17 protein-coding genes are annotated in these 21,360 nt (G+C 69.9%); 12 read left to right on the top strand and 5 right to left on the bottom strand.

Translation table 11 applies throughout. The features are described 5' to 3' along the window. Nucleotides 1-35: 35 nt before the first annotated feature. Nucleotides 36-1,253 carry a hypothetical protein gene (locus ACH45E_RS41820; protein ID WP_361454684.1) on the bottom strand — a complete coding sequence of 406 codons (1,218 nt, stop codon included), beginning with the start codon at nt 1,251-1,253 and terminating at the stop codon, nt 36-38. Nucleotides 1,254-1,542: 289 nt separating this feature from the next. Between ACH45E_RS41820 and ACH45E_RS41815 the strand changes: the two genes are divergently transcribed. The 4 genes from ACH45E_RS41815 (at nt 1,543) to ACH45E_RS41800 (ending at nt 8,130) form a co-directional block, all read left to right on the top strand. Beyond that, nucleotides 1,543-3,078 carry a diaminobutyrate--2-oxoglutarate transaminase family protein gene (locus ACH45E_RS41815; protein WP_361454681.1) on the top strand — a complete coding sequence of 512 codons (1,536 nt, stop codon included), beginning with the start codon at nt 1,543-1,545 and terminating at the stop codon, nt 3,076-3,078. A 63-nt stretch (nt 3,079-3,141) separates the two neighbouring features. Beyond that, on the top strand, nt 3,142-5,103 hold the full coding sequence (locus ACH45E_RS41810) for an IucA/IucC family protein (RefSeq protein ID WP_399042645.1): 1,962 nt from the start codon (nt 3,142-3,144) through the stop codon (nt 5,101-5,103). 76 nt (nt 5,104-5,179) lie between these two features. Beyond that, complete coding sequence (locus ACH45E_RS41805; RefSeq protein WP_399042643.1) at nt 5,180-5,983, top strand: GNAT family N-acetyltransferase; 804 nt, start codon at nt 5,180-5,182, stop codon at nt 5,981-5,983. Nucleotides 5,984-6,153: 170 nt separating this feature from the next. Further along, complete coding sequence (locus ACH45E_RS41800; RefSeq protein ID WP_361454675.1) at nt 6,154-8,130, top strand: ATP-dependent DNA helicase; 1,977 nt, start codon at nt 6,154-6,156, stop codon at nt 8,128-8,130. 185 nt (nt 8,131-8,315) lie between these two features. Here the strand turns inward: ACH45E_RS41800 and lexA are convergent, their stop codons facing one another. Further along, on the bottom strand, nt 8,316-9,095 hold the full coding sequence (lexA, locus tag ACH45E_RS41795; RefSeq protein WP_235460597.1) for a transcriptional repressor LexA: 780 nt from the start codon (nt 9,093-9,095) through the stop codon (nt 8,316-8,318). 504 nt (nt 9,096-9,599) lie between these two features. Between lexA and nrdR the strand changes: the two genes are divergently transcribed. Together nrdR and ACH45E_RS41785 are read left to right on the top strand one after the other, a co-directional pair. After that, on the top strand, nt 9,600-10,151 hold the full coding sequence (gene nrdR, locus ACH45E_RS41790) for a transcriptional regulator NrdR (RefSeq protein WP_361454670.1): 552 nt from the start codon (nt 9,600-9,602) through the stop codon (nt 10,149-10,151). A 163-nt stretch (nt 10,152-10,314) separates the two neighbouring features. Then, nucleotides 10,315-13,218, top strand: coding sequence for a vitamin B12-dependent ribonucleotide reductase (locus ACH45E_RS41785; protein WP_361454667.1), 2,904 nt, complete (start codon nt 10,315-10,317; stop codon nt 13,216-13,218). Nucleotides 13,219-13,273: 55 nt separating this feature from the next. Here ACH45E_RS41785 and ACH45E_RS41780 read toward each other — a convergent pair whose 3' ends face one another. Further along, the gene (locus ACH45E_RS41780) at nt 13,274-13,798 is read right to left on the bottom strand and encodes a TerD family protein (RefSeq protein ID WP_361454664.1); all 525 of its coding nucleotides are present in this window, start codon (nt 13,796-13,798) and stop codon (nt 13,274-13,276) included. Between the two features lie 151 nt (nt 13,799-13,949). Between ACH45E_RS41780 and ACH45E_RS41775 the strand changes: the two genes are divergently transcribed. The 3 genes from ACH45E_RS41775 (at nt 13,950) to ACH45E_RS41765 (ending at nt 16,252) form a co-directional block, all read left to right on the top strand. After that, nucleotides 13,950-14,555 carry a YdbC family protein gene (locus ACH45E_RS41775; protein WP_361454661.1) on the top strand — a complete coding sequence of 202 codons (606 nt, stop codon included), beginning with the start codon at nt 13,950-13,952 and terminating at the stop codon, nt 14,553-14,555. A gap of 119 nt (nt 14,556-14,674) precedes the next feature. Then, nucleotides 14,675-15,334, top strand: a complete 660-nt coding sequence (locus tag ACH45E_RS41770; RefSeq protein WP_361454658.1) for a histidine phosphatase family protein — start codon at nt 14,675-14,677, stop codon at nt 15,332-15,334. A 12-nt stretch (nt 15,335-15,346) separates the two neighbouring features. Next, a complete protein-coding gene (locus ACH45E_RS41765; protein WP_361454655.1) occupies nt 15,347-16,252 on the top strand; it encodes an ADP-ribosylglycohydrolase family protein in 906 nt (301 codons plus the stop codon). Between the two features lie 262 nt (nt 16,253-16,514). Here ACH45E_RS41765 and ACH45E_RS41760 read toward each other — a convergent pair whose 3' ends face one another. Next, nucleotides 16,515-18,062, bottom strand: coding sequence for an MFS transporter (locus tag ACH45E_RS41760; protein ID WP_361454652.1), 1,548 nt, complete (start codon nt 18,060-18,062; stop codon nt 16,515-16,517). Between the two features lie 182 nt (nt 18,063-18,244). On the opposite strand from ACH45E_RS41760, the gene ACH45E_RS41755 reads away from it, so the two are divergent. The 3 genes from ACH45E_RS41755 (at nt 18,245) to ACH45E_RS41745 (ending at nt 20,352) form a co-directional block, all read left to right on the top strand. After that, nucleotides 18,245-18,868, top strand: coding sequence for a TetR/AcrR family transcriptional regulator (locus ACH45E_RS41755; RefSeq protein WP_361454649.1), 624 nt, complete (start codon nt 18,245-18,247; stop codon nt 18,866-18,868). Between the two features lie 81 nt (nt 18,869-18,949). After that, nucleotides 18,950-19,651 (top strand): ribonuclease HII, encoded by a 702-nt coding sequence (locus ACH45E_RS41750; RefSeq protein ID WP_361454646.1) that lies wholly within the window; start codon nt 18,950-18,952, stop codon nt 19,649-19,651. 68 nt (nt 19,652-19,719) lie between these two features. After that, nucleotides 19,720-20,352 carry a hypothetical protein gene (locus ACH45E_RS41745; protein ID WP_361454643.1) on the top strand — a complete coding sequence of 211 codons (633 nt, stop codon included), beginning with the start codon at nt 19,720-19,722 and terminating at the stop codon, nt 20,350-20,352. A 333-nt stretch (nt 20,353-20,685) separates the two neighbouring features. Here the strand turns inward: ACH45E_RS41745 and ACH45E_RS41740 are convergent, their stop codons facing one another. Beyond that, entirely contained in the window at nt 20,686-21,306 is a 621-nt protein-coding gene (locus tag ACH45E_RS41740; protein WP_361454640.1) for a hypothetical protein, read from the bottom strand. Nucleotides 21,307-21,360: the final 54 nt, after the last annotated feature.

Here is a 21,360-nt window from a genome sequence, read left to right as displayed (position 1 = left end):
CTTCGCACACCGGCGTCAGGCCGGCTCACCGAGGTCTACCGACCGGCGAACTGCTTGCTGACCTTGCTGTACACGTCCTTGGCCACGTCACCCAGCCGCGGACCCGCCAGCCAGCCCGCGGACACTGGACCGATGGAGGTGTTCGAGACCAGGGCCGGCTTGCCGTCCGAGCCCGTCTCCACCCAGCCGCCGCCGGACGAACCACCCGTCATCGTGCACCCGATGCGGTACATCGTCGGGTCCGACTTCTGGATCGACAGCCGGCCCGGCTTGTCCTGGCACTGGTACGCCAGCCGGCCGTCGTACGGCGCCGCCGCCGGGTAGCCGGTCGCCGTGATGCTCTGCACCTTCGGCACAGCCGGTGCGTTGAAGTTCACCGGGAGCGCCGAACCGACCGTCTCCTCCAGCGACTTGCCGCCATTGCCCTGCTCCGGCGTGACGTGGATGACGGAGAAGTCGTACGAAGCGCCGTTCCCGCCGGTCTCACCGCCCTGCGCGATCCACTGCTGGGACGTCTGCGCCGCATCGGCCCACCAGACCCCGTACGGGGCGACCTGGTCCCTGCTGGCACTCTCCAACTGCTTGGCCGTCATGCCGGCGTTGTTGTACGACGGCACAAAGGCGATGTTGCGGTACCAGCCGCCGTTCTTGCCGGCGTGCACGCAGTGGCCGGCCGTCCAGATGAGGTTGGACTTGCCCGGGTGCGCCGGGTCCTTCACGACCGTGGCCGAGCACACCATCGTGCCCTCGGGGGAGTCGAAGAAGACCTTGCCGGCCGTGGCCGCGTTGGCGTGGTACGGCGCCCGCACCGCCTGTGCCTTGACCGGAGCCGGCGTCGGGTCCGTCACGCCCTGGTCACCGGAGATGTCGTTGTCGTCGACACCCTTGTCCGGGTCGTTGGCGTCCCGCATGCGGCCCGGGTCCCACAGGCCCTTGATGATCGGGTTGACGAAGTCGTTGGCCTCGCGCAGCCAGTCGTCCTTGTCCCAGTTCTTCCAGGCGCCGTGCTTCCACTTGTCGATGTCGATCCCGTGCTCTTTGAGCTTGTTCTTGATGTCGTCCGGGATCTTGATCTTTCCGTCGCCGATGGTCGCGGCGGTGGTCGGCTTGCTGTCGGCATTGTCGTCACCGTTGCAGGCGGTGGCGGTCAGCGCCAGCGCGGAGGCGAGGGCGACGGCCGCCAGCACGGGGGAGGTTCTGCGGGGCCCGCCCCTCCCTCGGCGGACGGTGGACGACGGCCGTATGGATCGCATGGTCTTGACTCCCCCTGCTGTAAAGGAACTCGGCGCTGTGTCCGCGTGATCCGGCGGAACTCATGGGGAGTTCACGCCGGTCTCACGGACGTCTGGGAACGGCATCACACACTATGCGCTCGCTGTGGGGGACTTCCGACGGAACGGCAACGGTTCCGTCACGGTAAGGATCTTGAAGCAACCCGTAACCGGTGGGCCGGTCGGAGGTTGGTAGCGGTGGGGGGCCTGCTGCCTGTGCCCGGTCCCCATGAGGGAGCAAGTCGCCTCTGGACAGCGGGAGGACAAGGCCGTGGCCGTGACGGAATCGGTGTCCGGGGGAGCGCGCGGAACACACGAGGGGATCCTGCGGCGGCAGTCGGCGCGCGAGTCCGCGGCGCGCACCTACGCACGCGCCCTCCCCATCGTGCCGGTCCGGGCGCGCGGCCTGACCATCGAGGGCGCCGACGGCCGCCGCTACCTCGACTGCCTCTCCGGTGCGGGAACCCTCGCTCTCGGCCACAACCACCCGGTCGTCCTGGAGGCGATCCGCAAGGTTCTCGACTCGGGCGCTCCTCTGTCCGTCCTGGACCTGGCGACCCCGGTCAAGGACGCCTTCATCACCGAGTTGTTCCGCACCCTGCCGCCCGGCCTCGCGGACCGGGCCCGTGTGCAGTTCTGCGGACCCGCGGGCACGGACGCCGTGGAGGCCGCGTTCAAGCTGGTGCGCGCCGCGACCGGCCGCTCCGGCATTCTGGCCTTCACCGGCGCCTATCACGGCATGACCACCGGCGCCCTGGCCGCGTCCGGCGGCGCCTGCGACGTACGGGTGGCCCGCCTGCCCTACCCGCAGGACTACCGCTGTCCGTTCGGCGTCGGCGGTCCGCGCGGCGCCGAACTCGCCGCTCGCTGGACCGAGTCCGTCCTCGACGACCCCAAGTCGGGTGTGCCACTGCCTGCTGGGATGATCCTCGAACCCGTCCAGGGCGAGGGCGGAGTGATTCCCGCCCCGGACGCCTGGATGCGGCGCATGCGGCAGATCACGGCCACCCGCTCCGTCCCGCTGATCGCCGACGAGGTCCAGACGGGAGTCGGAAGGACCGGCACTTTCTGGGCGGTCGAGCACAGTGGCGTCACGCCCGACGTGATGGTCCTGTCCAAGGCCATCGGCGGCAGCCTCCCCCTCGCCGTCGTCGTCTACCGCGACGACCTCGACGTGTGGGAACCGGGTGCCCACGCGGGCACCTTCCGCGGCAACCAGCTAGCCATGGCCGCGGGCACGGCCACACTCGCCCACGTCCGCGAGAATCGCCTCGCCGAACGCGCCGCCCTGCTCGGCTCGCGCATGCTGTCCCAACTCCACGCCCTCAAAGACGAGTTCCCCTGCGTCGGCGATGTGCGGGGCCGGGGGCTGATGATCGGCGTCGAAATGGTGGACCCGATGGTGGACTCGGAGGGAGAGGGCCAGGCGGGCGGGCAAGCCGGCGGGGAGACGAACACGGACGGGCGGGGCGACGCCCCTCTCGTGCCGGGACCTGTTCCCGGTCCGGAAGGCGGTCCGGAAGGCGGCCCGGAAGGCGGTCCGAAAGCGCCTGTCGCCGGACCCCGGAGTCCCGGCAGTCCCTGCCCCGCCGACCCCGAACTCGCCGCAGCCGTGCAGCGGGAGTGCCTGCGCCGCGGCCTGATCGTCGAACTCGGCGGCCGCCACTCCAGCGTCGTACGGCTCCTGCCGCCCCTGACGATCAGCGACGAGCAGGCCTCCGCCGTACTCGACCGCCTCGCCGACGCGGTCGAGGCCGTGTCCCGCGGACTGTCCCGCACCGACGGAGCCGCCACGCCCCGAACCTGAGGCATACCCCTCCGCCCACCGCGCCGCCGAGCGACCCCCCGCACGAACCCCGGAGGACCAGACTTGAACGCCACCCCGGCACCGAACGGCCGTGCCCACGCCCCCCACCTCCGCGCCCACCGCATCCCCTCTCCACCCGTACCAGCCCCACCCGAACCGGCCGCGGAGCCGGTGCCCCGCCTGACATCGCGGTCCCCGGAGACCGGGCCGGCGCGCGTCGTCACCGCCGACCCTCTGGAACACCCCGACCCGCACACCGCCGCACAGGCCGCCGCCGTGGAGAACCTGCTCCGCTGCTGGGTACGCGAGACGGACCTCTCCGCCCCGGACACCGGCGCCCTCCACATCCCCTTCCCCGCCAGTGGCACCGCTGCGATCACCCCCGTCCACCACTGGTCCCCGACCGGCTGGCACCGCTTCGGACCGCCCCGGTTCGCCGACGCCCCCGAGAGTGCCCCACCGCTCGACGCGGTGACTCTCGCGGCCCTGATCAGCCGGGAGACACACGGGCGAACCGACGGCACCGACGCGGACCCGTACGGCGCCGCCGCCGACGACGGTGACCTCGTCGCACGCGTGGCCGACTCCCTCCGCCGCACCGTCACCTTCATCAGCGACCGGCGCGCACGTCCCGCCGACGGCCCCGATCGCTTCCTCGCCGCCGAACAGGCACTGCTGCTCGGACACCCTTTCCACCCGACCCCGAAGAGCCGCGAGGGCCTGACCGACTCCGAAGCCCTCCTCTACTCACCCGAACTGCGCGGCTCCTTCCCCCTGCACTGGATCGCTGTCGCCCCCTCGCTGCTCGCGACCGACTCGGCCTGGACCGAAAGCGGCCGACCCGTGCCGGCCCACCGGCTGACGGCGCGGCTCGCCGGCCCGGGTCTGCCCCTGCCCGACGGATACGCCGCCCTGCCCGTGCACCCCTGGCAGTGGCGCGAGGTCCGGCACCGCGACACGACCGCGACCCTCCTCGACGCCGGGCTGCTCAGGCCACTCGGCACCCAAGGCTCCCCATGGCACCCCACCTCCTCCGTACGGACCGTCCACCAGTCCGGCTCCGCCGCCATGCTCAAGCTGTCCCTCGGCCTGCGGATCACCAACTCCCGACGCGAGAACCTCCGCAAGGAACTCCACCGCGGCGTCGAGGTGCACCGATTGCTGCGCGGCGGCCTGTCCCGGCAATGGCAGGCCGCGCACCCGGGCTTCGACATCGTCCGCGACCCGGCATGGCTGGCCGTCGACGACCCGCACGGCAGGCCCGTGCCCGGGCTCGACGTGATGATCCGGCACAACCCGTTCACCCCGTCCGACGACGTCTCCTGCGTCGCCGGACTCGTCTCACCCCGGCCCGGCGCACACCCGGCCACCGGCGGCGATCGTCCACGGACCGGCATGCGGCCCCTCCGCTCCCGGCTGGCCCTTGTCGTCACGCGGCTCGCCGAGCGCACGGGCCGGCCCCGGGGCGCCGTCGCCGCCGAGTGGTTCCTGCGCTACCTGGAGCAGGTCGTCCGGCCCGTCCTGTGGCTGGACAGCGAGGCGGGCATCGCCCTCGAAGCCCACCAGCAGAACACTCTGCTCCTCCTGGACGGTGACGGCTGGCCCGCGGGTGGCCGCTACCGCGACAACCAGGGCTACTACTTCCGCGAGTCCCGGCGTGCCGAACTCGACGCGCGTCTGCCCGGGATCGGCGTGCACAGCGACACCTTCGTCTCCGACGAGGTCACGAACGAACGCTTCGCGTACTACCTCGCCATCAACAACGTGCTCGGCCTCATCGGTGCGTTCGGATCCCAGCACCTGTCGGACGAACACCTGCTGCTCGCCGCTTTCCGCCGGTTCCTCGGCGACGTCGCCTCCGGCCCCGCCCCGCTGCGAACCGCCCTGCCCGCCCTCCTGCTCGACTCGCCCGTCCTGCGCTGCAAGGCCAACCTGCTGACCCGGCTGCACGGCCTCGACGAGCTGGTCGGCCCGGTCGACACCCAGTCCGTCTACGTCACCATCGCCAACCCCCTTCACTCCTGAACCGACAGCAAGACACCACCGATTTCATCCACCTCCGAGGAACATGACCCACCCCATCTCCTGAGAGGAGCGCGCCGTGCCTCCCATCGACGCGAGCACCGACGCCGTCCCCGTCCCGGTCCACCATCCGGACTGCGCGGATCCGGGCGGCGACAGCGAGGACACACTGGAGCTGCGGCTGCCCGACGAACTCGTCGCTCTCTTCACCGCGGAGACGGCCGGCACCGCACCCCGCGACGGATGCGCACCTGCCGACGGGCACGCACTCGGCGGCTCCAAGGAGACCGGCGCGCCGTCCCCGCCCGCCGACGCCCTGCTCGATGGAGTCGGAGGCTGGGGCCCGGCCTCCACACCCGTAGGCATGTTCCAGCTGGCCAGGGTCCGTGTCGAGCGTGACCTGCCGCTCATCAGCCGCTGGATGAACGACCCCGCAGTCTCCGCCTTCTGGGAGCTGGCCGGTTCCCCGGCGCGGACCGAGGAACACCTGCGCGCCCAACTGGACGGTGACGGACGCAGCGTCCCGTGCGTCGGCATGCTGGACGGCACCCCGATGAGCTACTGGGAGGTGTACCGGGCCGACCTGGACCCCCTGGCCCGCCACTACCCGGCCCGTCCGCACGACACCGGGATCCACCTCCTCATCGGCGCGGTCGCCGACCGTGGGCGGGGCCTCGGCTCGGCCCTGCTCAGATCGGTCGCCGACCTGATCCTGGACCACCGCCCGGCCTGCGCTCGCGTCGTCGCGGAACCCGACCTTCGCAACACCCCCTCCGTGGCCGCTTTCCTGAGCGCCGGTTTCCGGTTCGGCGCCGAGGTCGACCTACCCGCCAAGCGGGCCGCCCTCATGCTCCGGGACCGGACCCTGCGCCATCTGATGTAGCACTGCGTGATGACGCCGTCACAGATGGAACGAAGCCCGAGCCGACCCGGTTCCCAGCCGGCCGGACGAATTGGAAATTTCTTGATCCCGTCCCGCGCCTCCGCGTTCCCACCCCCGGTTCCGGACTTGATCGCCCGATTGTCAGCGCCGGGCCGTAGGGTTGACGCGCTATGACGAAGCCCTCTCTCCCCGAACTCCTGCACGCGGCTGTCGAAGCCGTCGGCGGCACGGAGCGCCCCGGCCAGGTCACCATGGCCGAAGCGGTCGCCGAGGCGATCGACGACGGATCCCACCTGCTGGTCCAGGCCGGCACCGGCACCGGCAAGTCGCTGGGCTACCTCGTGCCGGCGCTCGCGCACGGGGAGCGCGTCGTCGTGGCGACCGCCACCCTGGCCCTGCAGCGCCAGCTCGTGGAGCGCGACCTGCCGCGCACGGTGGAGGCGCTGCATCCGCTGCTGCGCCGCCGCCCGGACTTCGCCATGCTCAAGGGCCGGTCGAACTACCTGTGCCTGCACCGTCTGCACGAGGGCATGCCGCAGGACGAGGAGGAGGGTCTCTTCGACCAGTTCGAGGCCGCCGCACCGACCAGCAAGCTGGGCCAGGACCTGCTGAGGCTGCGTGACTGGACGGACGAGACGGAGACGGGCGACCGGGACGACCTCACACCCGGCGTCTCCGACCGCGCCTGGTCCCAGGTGTCGGTGTCCTCCCGGGAGTGCCTGGGTGCCTCGAAGTGCGCGTACGGCGCCGAGTGCTTCGCCGAGATGGCCCGCGAACGGGCCAAGCTCGCCGAGGTCGTCGTCACCAACCACGCTCTGCTCGCCATCGACGCGATCGAGGGCGCGCCGGTGCTTCCGCAGCACGAGGTGCTGATCGTGGACGAGGCGCACGAACTGGTCTCGCGCGTCACCGGTGTCGCCACGGGCGAGCTCACGCCCGGCCAGGTCAACCGCGCGGTGCGCCGCGCCGCCAAGCTGGTCAACGAGAAGGCCGCCGACCAGCTGCAGACCGCTGCCGAGGGCTTCGAGCGGTTGATGGAGCTCGCTTTGCCCGGCCGTCTCGAGGAGATCCCGGAGGACCTCGGGTACGCCCTCATGGCCCTTCGGGACGCTGCGCGCACGGTCATCTCGGCGATCGGTACGACCCGCGACAAGTCGGTCCAGGACGAGGACGCGGTCCGCAAGCAGGCCCTCGCCTCTGTGGAGACGGTGCACGACGTGGCCGAGCGCGTCGTCAACGGCTCCGAGTGGGATGTCGTCTGGTACGAGCGGCACGACCGTTTCGGTGCCTCCCTGCGTGTCGCCCCCATGTCCGTCTCCGGCCTCCTGCGGGAGAAGCTGTTCGCGGATCGCTCCGTCGTCCTCACCTCCGCGACGCTCAAGCTCGGCGGTGACTTCAACGGTGTGGGCGCCTCCGTGGGGCTTGCTCCCGAGGGCACGGAGGGCGACGACATCCCGCAGTGGAAGGGTGTCGACGTCGGCTCGCCCTTCGACTACCGCAAGCAGGGCATCCTGTACGTCGCCAAGCACCTGGCACGTCCCGCGCGGGACGGCGACCGGGTCGACATGCTCGACGAGCTGACCGAGCTCATCGAGGCCGCCGGTGGCCGCACGCTCGGCCTGTTCTCCTCGATGCGTGCCGCCCAGCTTGCCGCCGAGGAGCTCCGTTCCCGCATCCCCGGGTTTCCGATCCTGCTCCAGGGAGAGGAGACCCTCGGCGAACTGATCAAGAACTTCGCGGCGGACCCGAAAACGTGTCTCTTCGGCACGCTGTCGCTGTGGCAGGGCGTCGATGTCCCCGGCCCCAGCTGTCAGCTGGTCGTCATGGACAAGATCCCGTTCCCGCGCCCCGACGACCCGTTGATGAGCGCCCGCCAGAAGGCGGTGGAGGATGCCGGCGGCAACGGCTTCATGGCGGTCGCCGCCACCCACGCCGCGCTCCTCATGGCCCAGGGTGCCGGCCGTCTCGTACGGGCGTCGGAGGACCGGGGTGTGGTGGCCGTACTGGACCAGCGGCTGGCCACCGCACGGTACGGCGGCTATCTCAAGGCATCCCTGCCGGACTTCTGGTACACCACGGACCGCAATCAGGTCCGGAAGTCCCTGGCCGCCATCGATGCGGCGGCGAAGCAGGCGGAAGCGAGCTGATCAACCGTGGCCCGTCCGCCTGCCGGGACGGGCCACCACGACGCAAGCCCTGACGCGAGCACCGGGCCTCCGGCCCGCCCAGCACCGGGCCCCCGAGGTCCGCACAGTACAGGGCCCCGGAACCGGCGCAGGGGTTCCGGGGCCCGGTCAGTGGACGAGCCGCCTCCGGCCGTCCGCCGCAGCCGTCACACGCGCCGCAGCACCGCGACGACCTTGCCCAGGATGGTGGCGTCGTCGCCGGGGATCGGCTCGTAGGCCGAGTTGTGGGGCAGGAGCCAGACATGGCCGTCCTCGCGCTTGAAGCGCTTGACGGTGGCCTCGCCGTCGAGCATGGCCGCCACGATGTCGCCGTTCTCGGCGACCGGCTGGCGGCGGACGGTGACCCAGTCGCCGTCGCAGATCGCGGCCTCGATCATGGAGTCGCCGACGACCTTGAGGACGAAGAGTTCGCCGTCACCGACCAGCTGTCGGGGGAGCGGGAAGACGTCCTCGACCGACTCCTCGGCGAGGATCGGGCCACCGGCGGCGATACGGCCGACCAGTGGGACGTACGACGCGGCCGGCTTGCCCGCGGTGTCGGTGGGCTGCACCGTCACCGCCTGGTCGGAGCCGCGCACCTCGTACGCGCGCGGGCGGTGCGGGTCACGGCGCAGGAAGCCCTTGCGCTCCAGCGCCATCAACTGGTGCGCGACCGAGGATGTGCTGGAGAGACCGACGGCCTGGCCGATCTCCCGCATCGACGGCGGGTAGCCCCGCCGCTGTACGGAATCCCTGATGACCTCGATCACCCGGCGTTGCCGGTCGGTGAGTCCGGAGCTGTCCGCCCGGATGCCTGGAGGTCGGCCCGGCAGGGAGCGCTTGTGTCCCTCGGGATTCGTGGCTTCGTTCATCGCGTGCACCGGCTCGAGTCGGCCCTGGGAGCGGTCCTGGGCGGTGATGGTGGCACTGTCTGCGGTGGTGGTCACGTCGGCCCCTCTCGATGGTCTCCCTGCTGGACAACGGTAGTTGCTTTCGAAAGGTTGCGCCAAACACACGTTCGAGTGAAAAAACGCGATTCACCTGACGCGATCACTTGTGCAGGTGTATGGCCAACGCGGCACCTGGCGGACAAAAAGGCTCATTGCGGTACTCTTCACCGCCGGGGTGGCGACCTCGTGGGTCGCGTCCCCAGTCTGCCATCCGGAAGCTCGTCAACCGGGTAGCGGACTCCTTCTGCGCCGGAGTCCTACGCGTCCTCCGTGCCGCGCCCACGGTATCTCCGTATCCGCCCCCGCGACACGTCTGCGACACGCGCGCGTGTCGGTGTATGGGCCAAGCCCTACATGTAGTGGTTGGATCGCTACAGCTACCCACAAGTTGTGGTCCCCGGGGTCGGTGGTGCTCCTGTGATCCCCTATGCTGGTGGCTGCTTCGAGGGCCCGTGAGGCCTCTTGGGGCTGTTCAGTCTGCTGTGAGGAGGGTTGGAGATCATGCACTGCCCCTTCTGCAGGCACCCCGACAGCCGCGTGGTCGACAGTCGCACGACCGACGACGGCACGTCGATCCGCCGGCGCCGCCAGTGCCCTGACTGCTCCCGTCGTTTCACGACCGTGGAGACGTGCTCGCTCATGGTGGTCAAGCGGTCCGGAGTCACCGAGCCTTTCAGCCGTACCAAGGTCATCAACGGTGTGCGCAAGGCATGCCAGGGGCGGCCTGTCACCGAGGACGCACTCGCCCTGCTCGGCCAGCGGGTCGAGGAGGCGGTGCGGGCCACCGGAAGCGCCGAGCTGACCACCCACGACGTGGGGCTGGCCATACTCGGCCCGTTGCAGGAGCTCGACCTCGTCGCTTATCTGCGATTCGCCTCCGTCTACCGGGCATTCGACTCGCTCGAGGACTTCGAGGCCGCCATCGCGGAGCTCAGGGAGGCGCCACGAGGCCCCGCCGCGGACGACGAAGACGCGGGAGCGGGGAGCAAGGAAGACGATCGCGGGCGCGGAGGGACCTCCCAGGTCCCCGTGCCCGCCCACGCCGCCGACTGACCAGCAGGCCGGAACGGGTCGGAGACACCGGTTCCGGCAGGACGGCGGCGACCACAGACCTGTTGCGGGCGACGCGTGAGGGCGTCCGCAACACACGACAGAACACCGTGCCACGGGAACATCGTGGCATTTCAGGGCGTTTTTGCCCGTACAGGGAGGCGGCATGACAGAGACGGCGAGCGGTCCGGCACGAGGTTCCCGATCAAAGGGCGCCAAGGCCACCAAGGGCCTGCGTATCGAGCGCATCCACACCACCCCCGGCGTACACCCGTACGACGAGGTGAGCTGGGAGCGCCGTGACGTCGTCATGACCAACTGGCGCGACGGCTCGGTCAATTTCGAGCAGCGTGGCGTCGAGTTCCCGGACTTCTGGTCCGTGAACGCGGTCAACATCGTCACCAGCAAGTACTTCCGCGGTGCCGTGGGCACCCCGCAGCGTGAGGTCAGCCTCAAGCAGCTGATCGACCGCATCGTGAAGACGTACCGGAAGGCCGGTGAGGACCACAAGTACTTCGCCTCGCCCGCCGACGCCGAGATCTTCGAGCACGAGCTGGCGTACGCCCTCCTGCACCAGATCTTCAGCTTCAACAGCCCCGTCTGGTTCAACGTCGGCACCCCGCAGCCCCAGCAGGTGTCCGCCTGCTTCATCCTGTCCGTCGACGACTCCATGGAGTCGATCCTCGACTGGTACAAGGAAGAGGGCATGATCTTCAAGGGCGGCTCCGGTGCCGGCCTGAACCTCTCCCGCATCCGCTCCTCCAAGGAACTGCTGTCCTCCGGCGGCAACGCCTCCGGCCCGGTCTCCTTCATGCGCGGCGCCGACGCCTCCGCCGGCACCATCAAGTCCGGTGGCGCCACCCGCCGGGCCGCCAAGATGGTCATCCTGGACGTCGACCACCCCGACGTCGAGGACTTCATCGAGACCAAGGTCAAGGAAGAGGAGAAGATCCGCGCCCTGCGCGACGCGGGCTTCGACATGGACCTCGGTGGCGACGACATCACCTCCGTCCAGTACCAGAACGCCAACAACTCGGTCCGTGTGAACGACGAGTTCATGAAGGCGGTCGAGCGGGGCGGCAAGTTCGGCCTCCGCGCGCGGATGACGGGCGAGGTCATCGAGGAGGTCGACGCCAAGTCCCTCTTCCGCAAGATGGCTGAGGCCGCCTGGGCCTGCGCCGACCCGGGCATCCAGTACGACGACACGATCAACCACTGGCACACCTGCCCGGAGTCCGGCCGTATCAACGGCTCGAACCCCTGCAGCGAGTACATGCACCTGGACAACACGTCCTGCAACCTCGCCTCGCTGAACCTGATGAAGTTCCTCAAGGACGACGGCAAGGGCAACCAGTCCTTCGAGGTCGAGCGCTTCGCCAAGGTCGTCGAGCTCGTCATCACGGCGATGGACATCTCCATCTGCTTCGCCGACTTCCCGACCCAGAAGATCGGCGAGAACACGCGCGCGTTCCGCCAGCTCGGCATCGGCTACGCCAACCTCGGCGCCCTGCTGATGGCCACCGGCCACGCCTACGACTCCGACGGCGGCCGCGCGCTGGCCGGTGCGGTCACCTCCCTCATGAACGCCACCGCGTACAAGCGCTCCGCCGAACTCGCCGCGGTCGTCGGTCCGTACGACGGCTACGCCCGCAACGCCGACGCCCACAAGCGCGTCATGAAGCAGCACGCCGACGCCAACACCGTGGCCGTCCGCATGGACGACCTGGACACCCCGGTCTGGGCCGCGGCCACGGAGGCCTGGCAGGACGTCCTGCGCATCGGCGAGCAGAACGGTTTCCGTAACTCCCAGGCGTCCGTCATCGCCCCGACCGGCACCATCGGTCTCGCGATGTCCTGCGACACCACCGGCCTCGAGCCCGACCTCGCCCTGGTCAAGTTCAAGAAGCTGGTCGGCGGCGGCTCGATGCAGATCGTCAACGGCACCGTCCCGCAGGCCCTGCGCCGCCTGGGCTACCAGGAGGAGCAGATCGAGGCGATCGTCGCCCACATCGCCGAGCACGGCAACGTGATCGACGCCCCCGGCCTCAAGTCCGAGCACTACGAGGTGTTCGACTGCGCCATGGGCGAGCGTTCCATCTCCGCGATGGGCCACGTCCGCATGATGGCCGCGATCCAGCCCTGGATCTCCGGCGCGCTCTCCAAGACGGTCAACCTGCCGGAGACGGCGACCGTCGAGGACGTCGAAGAGGTCTACTTCGAGGCATGGAAGATGGGTATCAAGGCCCTCGCCATCTACCGCGACAACTGCAAGGTCGGCCAGCCGCTCTCCGCCAAGACCAAGGAGAAGGAGAAGTCCGCGACCGACGCTGTCACGGAGAAGGCCGAGGCGGTCATCCGCGAGGCGGTCGAGAAGGTCGTCGAGTACCGCCCGGTCCGCAAGCGCCTCCCCAAGGGACGTCCCGGTATCACCACCTCCTTCACTGTCGGCGGCGCCGAGGGCTACATGACCGCCAACTCCTACCCGGACGACGGTCTCGGCGAGGTCTTCCTGAAGATGTCCAAGCAGGGATCGACCCTCGCCGGCATGATGGACGCCTTCTCCATCGCCGTCTCGGTCGGCCTCCAGTACGGAGTGCCGCTGGAGACGTACGTCTCGAAGTTCACCAACATGCGCTTCGAGCCGGCCGGCATGACGGACGACCCGGACGTGCGGATGGCCCAGTCGATCGTCGACTACATCTTCCGCCGCCTGGCGTTGGACTTCCTGCCCTTCGAGACCCGCTCCGCGCTCGGCATCCACTCCGCCGAGGAGCGCCAGCGGCACCTCGAGACGGGCTCCTACGAGCCCACCGAGGACGAGGTCGACGTCGAGGGCCTGGCTCAGTCGGCGCCGCGCGCCCAGGAGCTGAAGGCCGTCGCCACCCCGAAGACCGAGTCCGAGGCGGCCAAGCCCGCCCCGCAGCAGGCGCACACCAGCGCCGAGCTGGTGGAGATGCAGCTGGGCATCCAGGCCGACGCCCCGCTGTGCTTCTCCTGCGGCACCAAGATGCAGCGGGCCGGTTCCTGCTACATCTGCGAGGGCTGCGGCTCGACCAGCGGCTGCAGCTGATGACAGGCATCGCCTGAGGTAAGGGGCGCCGGCCATAGGCCGGCGCCCCTTACCGTCACATCCGGCCCATGGATCTGGTGAAGGTCGCCGGGTCGTCTTCGAAGCCGTGCACGCCCGGGTGGAAGTTCCAGCCGCCGGACTCGTCGCGCACGAACTCCGCGACCGTCGCCGCCGTCGCCCCGAGCACCGAGCCGAAGTCGTCCTCGGCGAGCACGTTGTAACCCTCCCGGATGCGCACCGCGGGGTTCAGAACGCCGACGAAGGTCCGGTCCACGATGCGCTGCTGGATGACGACACCGACCACCACGCGCGCGTACCGGGTGTCGATCCGGTCGAGCTCAAGGGTCATGACCTCGTCCCAGCCGAAGCCCTTGCCGTCCGTGCTGTCCCGGTTGAGGAAGATGGTGCCGTCGGGGGAGCGGCTGTCGAAGTGCACCACATACGCAGGAGCACCGTGCGGGTCACCCGCGAGGAACGGCGCGGCGACGATGTCCAGATCGGTGGGTGGCTGCCCCACCGGGCTCGGGTCCCACTTCAGTGCCACCTCGGCCTTGCGGATCCCCTTGCTGAAGCCGGTCACCGGTGTCCCCTTCCCCCTAGAGGCTTCACTGCCTCAACTGCTGAACAGCGACAGGTCGTTGTCCATCGTGCCATGGGCGCGGGGGCGCGTGCGCGGGCGATCTTCGCCGGAGCGTGACCGACGCCACGCCCCGTGGCCTTACCATGGCGCGGTGCTGGTCAAGTGGATTCGCTGCACCGTGGTGGACCGCCGCGGCTTCGAGCGGGGGCAGCGAAAGTGGGCGGGGCTTCTGGGGGAGCCGGGATTTCGGGGGCAGGGGGGAGGGTGGAGCCGACAGCGGCCCGGGGTGGCGCACACCTTCGCCTTCTGGGAGAGCCGTGCCTTCTACGACTCCTTCATGGCCCGCTCCCACGACCGGCTGGCGGCGTCGCAATCGGGCACCTTCAAGGACATCCAGGTCAAGCTGTTCGAGTACCGCTTCGACGTGAAGACCGGCTTCGAACCACGGTTCACGGACACCGACCTGATCCGCGTGGCCCTCTGCCGTGTCCACGAGGAGCGCGTCGAGCACTTCACGCTGATGCAGGAGAAGGTCTGGAACCCCGCGATGGCCGGCTCACCCGGCATGATCCGTGGCATGTTCGGTGAGGCTCCGGGGCAGGAGTTCCTGGTGTTGTCCATGTGGCGATCGGCGGCCGAACACGGCAAGTACCGCACCGAGCGTGTGGAACGCCTCGCCCTGCGCGCACAGACCGAGGCGGACATCGCCGCACTCACCGGCGACATCGTGGAACTGGAGCCGAGCTGGACGGTTTGACACCCGCAGCCCCGAGCCGAGTGTGCTTGTGTGGTCCGTGACGCGGGATTCATGTGACCTATGCCGTATGGAGCCCGTACGAGTGCTCGACCGGCTCTCATTCGATCTAGGGTTCTGGCATGGCACGACCACGGCGCATCGTTCTTGTCCGACACGGGGAGTCAACGGGCAATGTTGATGACTCCGTGTACGAGCGGGAGCCCGACCACGCCCTCGCGCTCACCGAGCGGGGCCGGCAGCAGGCGGAAGAGACCGGGAAAACAATCCGCGAGGTGTTCGGACGCGAACGCGTGAGCGTGTACGTGTCCCCATATCGGCGTACCCACGAGACTCTGAGCGCCTTCCACCTCGACCCGGACCTCATACGTGTGCGCGAGGAGCCCCGGCTACGCGAGCAGGACTGGGGAAACTGGCAGGACCGCGACGACGTACGCCTCCAGAAGGCATACCGGGACGCCTACGGGCACTTCTTCTTCCGCTTCCCGCAGGGCGAGTCCGGTGCCGACGTGTACGACCGGGTCGGCGGCTTCCTGGAGAGCCTGTTCCGCAGCTTCGAGGCCCCAGACCATCCGCCGAACGTGCTCCTGGTGACCCATGGCCTGGCCATGCGCCTCTTCTGCATGCGCTGGTTCCACTGGCCGGTCGCGGAGTTCGAGGCACTGTCCAACCCCGGGAACGCCGAGATGCGCATGCTCGTTCTCGGGGACGACGGCAAGTACGCCCTCGACCGGCCCTTCGAGCGGTGGCGGGAACCGATGCCGTACTGGATCAACGGCTAGAGTGACAGGGCGATGACCGCTGACTCCTCTCCCCTCGACCGCCTGGCGCGCGCCCTGGCCAGCCTGCGCGGGCTCGCCGTGGGGGACGCGCTGGGCTCACAGTTCTTCGTTCCGGCGCACTATCCCCTGCTCAAACGCCGCGAGCTGCCCGCCGGTCCGTGGCAGTGGACCGACGACACGGAAATGGCCTGCTCGGTGGTCGCCGTGCTGGCCGCCCATCACCGCATCGACCAGGACGCCCTGGCCCATTCCTTCGCCCACCACCACGACTTCGACCGGGGCTACGGCCCGGCGGTCAACCGATTGCTGCGTCTCGTCCGGGAGGGCGAGGACTGGCGAGAGCTGGCCGCCGCGCTCTTCAAGGGACAGGGCTCCTGGGGCAATGGCGCTGCGATGCGGATCGCGCCCCTCGGCGCCTGGTACGCGGACGACCCCGAGCAGGCCACTCACCAGGCGGAGATCTCCGCGTATCCCACGCACCAGCACCGCGAGGCCGTCGTCGGCGCGATGGCCGTCGCCGCGGCCGCAGCCCTGGTCGCGGCCCCCGGTGGTCCGCCGAGCCCGGAAGCACTTCTCGACTCGGTCGTCGCCCTCGTCCCGAAGAGCGCCGTCGGTGCGGGCCTGCGCCGCGCCCGCGACATGCTCGACTACGGCGACGCCGGCACCGTCGCCGCGGTGCTGGGCTGCGGTCGGCGTACCAGCGCCCATGACACAGTCCCCTTCGCCCTCTGGTCGGCCGCCCGGTCCCTCGGTGACTACGAGGTGGCGTTCTGGACCACCGCGCAGGTCGGCGGTGACGTGGACACCACCTGCGCCATCGTCGGAGGTGTGCTGGCGGCAGGTAGGGCGGGGACTCCGCCTGCCGAGTGGGTGCAGCGGACGGAGTCGCTGCCGGACTGGGCGCCGGTGACCGGGTGACATCCGTGGGTGCCTGAACGCGGTTCGCCCGGCGCCCGTGCGGAAACTCTGCGTGCCCGATGGGAACTGTGCGTGATCGTTGCGCGTTGTCCGGACAGTTGCCGTGCGACGGCAGAAGGCGCGCGGTCATCGAGCCGCTCGGGCAGCAGGAGGTGGGGGCGTGGCATACGTGTTTGTGATGGCACTTTTCATGCCTCTCCTCCGTGCCTGCTTGCCGGTCTGTCGGGCCGGCCGTCCGCGGCCTCGCGCGGACCCGGCCGGGTCAGCCGATGCCCGGGCCCGCGCTGCCGGCGAGGGCCTCGAGGTCGCTCTTGCGCACCTTGATCACCAGACCGGCGGTGGCCAGCGCCAGTACGGCCATCGCGGCAGCGGGGACGAACGCGGTCGAGATGCCATGGGCCAGCACCTCGTGTCCCCAAGGGGCGGGCAGCTGATGCGTCTTGGCGAACTCGGCCTGCTGCTGGGAGGTGCTGTCGGCGAGGAACTTCGGCAGCTGTTTCTTCGCCTCGTCCTTGCTGGCGGACCCGAACACCGTGGTCAGGATCGACAACCCCAGCGAACCGCCCACCTGCTGTGTGGCGTTGAGCAGCCCCGACGCGGCGCCGGCCTCGTGCTGGGCGACGCCGGAGACCGCCGTGACCGTCACCGTCACGAAGTTCAGGCCCATGCCGAAGCCGAACACCAGCATCGGCCCCAGTACCCCAGCGAGGTAGGAGCTGTCGGGGCTGATGAAGGCCTGCCAGACGAGCCCGATCGCCACGAGCGTCGAGCCCACCGTCATGAACGGCTTGGGGCCGAGGACGGGCAGGAAACGCTGCGACAGCCCCGCGCCGACGGCGATGGCGACCGTCACGGGCAGGAAGGCCACACCGGCCTTGATCGGGCTGTAGCCCAGTACGTTCTGGACGAACAGGACGATGTAGAAGAACATGCCGAACATCGCCGCGGCCAGGCTCAACATGATCACGTACGTGCCCGACCGGTTGCGGTCGGCGAACATCTTCAGCGGGGTGATCGGCTCCTTGGCCCGCCTCTCGGTGAAGGCGAAGGCCAGCAGCAGGACCACCGCGGCGCCGAAGGACCCGAGGGTCAGACCGTCGCGCCAGCCCTCCTCGGACGCCCGGATGAAACCGTAGACGAGCGTCGCCATGCCTGCCGTGGAGGTCAGCGCCCCGGCGATGTCGAAGCGCCCGGGGTGCCGTTCGGACTCGCTGATGTAGAGCGGTGCCAGGAAGGCGATCAGTACTCCGATCGGCACGTTGACGAAGAGCACCCAGCGCCAGTCGAGCCACTCGGTGAGCATGCCGCCCGCCAGCAGGCCGATGGCCCCGCCACCCGCGGAGACCGCGGCGAACACGCCGAACGCGCGGTTCCGCTCCGGACCTTCGGGGAACGTGGTGGTGATGAGCGCCAGCGAGGTGGGCGACGCGATCGCGCCGCCCATGCCCTGCAGTGCCCGTGCCGCGAGCAGCTGCCAGGGTTCCTGCGCGAGACCGCCGAGCAGCGACGCGAAGGTGAACAGCAGGATTCCGGTCATGAACACCCGACGGCGGCCGAGGATGTCACCGGCACGCGCGCCGAGCAGCAGCAGGCCACCGAAGGTGAGCGTGTAGGCGCTGACCACCCATGTGAGGTCCGTGGTGCTGAACTTGAGCGCGTCTTGAATGTGCGGAAGCGCGATGTTCACAATCGTCGCGTCGAGTACCACCATGAGTTGGCAGGCTGCGATGACGGTGAGTGCGATGCCGGGATGCCCCTCCCGGCGGGCCGCTTTGGGCTTGTCGTCCTGAATCAGTTGAGAGGTTGTCACCTTCGGTCCCCCACAAAGCCGTTAGTGAACGCTCGCGTTCACTGTCGCGTCAACGGTAGTGAGTCCCCGATAGAGAACGCAAGCGTTCACTTAACGTGCCGTCGCGGTGCGTCCCCCTTGCTGCCGCGCGGCGCCTGCCCTGCTACCTGAATCCCCGCTCCCCGCTCCCTGGAGAAACTCGGATGGTTACCTCGCGCTGGACGGCCGCTCCCGCCCGGCCGGCCGCCCCCCGTCGGCGCGGCGCCGTACTCGAACGTGCGATCTTGGACGCCGCACTGGAGCAGCTCAGTACGGTCGGCTGGAACGGCCTCACGATGGAGGGTGTCGCCGCCGGAGCACAGACCGGCAAGGCGGCGGTGTACCGCCGCTGGCCGTCCAAGGAGGACCTCGTCGTGGACGCGCTGCAGGCCGGACTGCCGCGCCTCGAGGAGGCGCCCGATCTGGGCAGTGTTCGCGAGGACCTGCTCGCGCTCTGCCTCCAGGCCCGCCGGGCCATGTTCTCCCGCCCTGGGTTCGCGCTGCGCGCCGTGATTCACGAATGCGATCCCATACAGGCAGAACGCTTCCACAGTGTGATCTTCAACGGTGTCGTCGAGCCGACTGTCAGGCTGCTGCGTGACGTCATCACTCGTGGAATAGAGCGAGGAGAGGTGCGGCTCGATGCGGCGAACAGCTATGTCTTCGACGCCATTCCGGCGATGATGATGTACCGATCAAAGGTTGGCGGCAGCGAATGGAGTGACCGGGATCTGGAGGAGCTGATCGACGAGTTGATGCTTCCGCTGCTGCGGCCGAACAGCCCCTGAGCGCCGGCCGCATCGGTCTCGGCCACGGTTGGGCAACCAGGGTGTCGCGCGGCGATCTCGGCGGCGTAGGCTAAGGGCGCCATGCCGTACGAACCACCTACTCACACCGTCGAGCGCTCGCTCCGAGCCACGACCGGAGTCAAGGTCATTGCCGGTGTCGACGAGGTGGGGCGCGGCGCCTGGGCCGGGCCCGTGACCGTCTGCGCGGCGATCACCGGCCTTCGCCGCCCGCCGCTGGGCCTCACCGACTCCAAGCTGCTGACCGTCAAGCGGCGCTCGGAGCTCGCCGTGGTGCTGCGTCAGTGGGTGACGGCCTACTCCCTGGGACATGCCTCACCGGAAGAGATCGACGATCTCGGGATGACGGCCGCGCTGCGGCTCGCTGCGGGCCGCGCCCTGGAAGCCCTGCCCGTCCGACCCGAAGCCGTCATCCTCGACGGGAAGCACGACTATCTCGGCGCGCCCTGGAGGGTGCGCACGGTGATCAAGGGTGACCGGTCGTGCGTGGCTGTCGCGGCGGCTTCGGTGATCGCCAAGGTTCAGCGCGACAAAATGATGGCCGAACTGGGTATCGACCATGCAGACTTCGGTTTTGCGGACAACGCCGGGTATCCGTCACCCGTGCACAAGGCCGCACTGGAGGAGCGAGGCCCCACCCCGCACCACCGGTTGTCGTGGGCGTATCTTGATGCGCTGCCCCAGTGGCGGCACCTCAAGAAGGTCCGCAGCTGGGCGGATGGAAGCGTTCCGGAAATCGAGGGTCAGCTCGGCTTCGATTTCTGACCTTTCCGCTCGCACTGATGTACCACCCGGTCACGCGAGCCGCACCAACGTTTGATAAAAATCAGCTCATGCCTCTCATTCCCGAGGAGCCTCAGATTCACGAGAGTGCCCAGGGTCCCCGCGTCACCCCGGCCAGTGGCCGTACCGCGCCGACCCCCCGTCCCGTACCCGGCCCCCGCCCCGCGGCTCCGTCGCGTCCCGGTCGTCCGGGCCCTCTGCGGCCCGCGCCGCCGGTGCAACGCACGCCGCGTGACACGGCCACTGCCAAGCCTGGCCCGTCGGGCCCGGCCGCTGCCGCCGCCACCGCGACGGCCACCCCGCAGATCCAGCTGATCCCCGCCTCCGCCGAGGGTGCCCTCGACGCCGCCGAGGAAGCAGTGGACCTGCTCCTGGAATCGGGTCGTGCCCCCGGCGAGGTGCTGGTGATCACCACCGGCGAATCGCACCCGTGGGCCGCCCACGAGTTGACCTTCGGCGAAGCCTCCTACTGGGCGCAGCATGACGCGGGCGACGACGTCTTCTACACCGACGCCGCCATCGCCTCCCGCGCCGCGTCCCGCCCTGTGGTCGTCGTCGCTGTCAACGGCGGTTCCGACGGTGCCGCCGCCGCCCTGCCGCTGGCCCACGCGCGGGCAGGCGCCCTGCTGATCGTCTGCGGCGACCCGCAGCAGATCAACTCGGTGCTGGGCGCGGGCGTCTGATCCACGTCCGGCCCGTCCGGGGGCACCGTACGTGACCCCGGTGCCGCTGCGGCGGCACGTGCACGGTGCGGCCTTCGGGATGCCCGCGTGACGGGCGGGCGGCGGCGGCGCTCCCCGCGCGGCACGGCGCGGGGACATCGCGCGCGGGGTTTGCGTGCGCTGTCCGACGATGCCGTGGCCGTCGTATGCCACCGCAGAGCGACCGTCGCCGCAGTGCGGCGTCGCCGTCGTACGTCACCCCCTGGCGTCGTACCGGAAAAGTGCCTGGCCGACAGGCGACTGCCGTGCGTCGCGGGGGTGCCGTAACGGCTCCTGTGCCCGTGCGGGCCCTGCTCAGCGGGCCGCCGCGCGCCGAAGGACCTCCGAGACGGCGCCGCCGGTACGGGGCAGCGGGGGCGAAGCGTCCGAGGCGGCGAGCGACTCCGGTGCCGAGTCCGCGTTCGGGCGGCGGCCACCGCGGCCTTCGCCGAGGACCTGCCAGCCGTCCCGGGTCAGCGTGATGTACGCCCCGCAGCGCAGCCCGTGCAGGGTGCACGCGTCACGCAGGCCCCACATCCACGCTCCGTCCTCCTCCGTCCAACGCGCGTCCCCCGCGCGGCAGTAGAGCAGCACGGCGGTGCGGACCGGGGTGCGGCGCCGCAGGTCGTGCGGAATGACCCGGCGCAGCTGTGCCAGCAGTGCGTTGCGGAACATCCAGCCGTCGGCCGGGGCCGTGCGGCGGGTGAACGAGGCGCTGGCGCACAACCGGTCCTCCGGGTCCAGGACGGCCACGATCGCGGTGGCCGGCTTGGGGAGGTGCCGGGCGTGCAGCCCGCTGACCACCTCGCGGGGGTTGCGCAGCAGCGGGATTCCGGCGGCGGCCCATTCCGCCGGCTCGAGCAGACGACTGGCGGACGCGGCGGACGCGGACGTCGACAGCGATGCCGCCGAGGACGGAGCGAATCCGAAGGTCACGTTCCTCCCTTCGGCTACGCGCCCACACTGGGGGCGAGGTCGGATGTCAGGGGA

The sequence above is a fragment of the Streptomyces sp. NPDC020299 genome, assembly GCF_044387825.1.
GTDB lineage: Bacteria > Actinomycetota > Actinomycetes > Streptomycetales > Streptomycetaceae > Streptomyces.
This window is presented reverse-complemented; position numbering and strand designations above follow the sequence as displayed.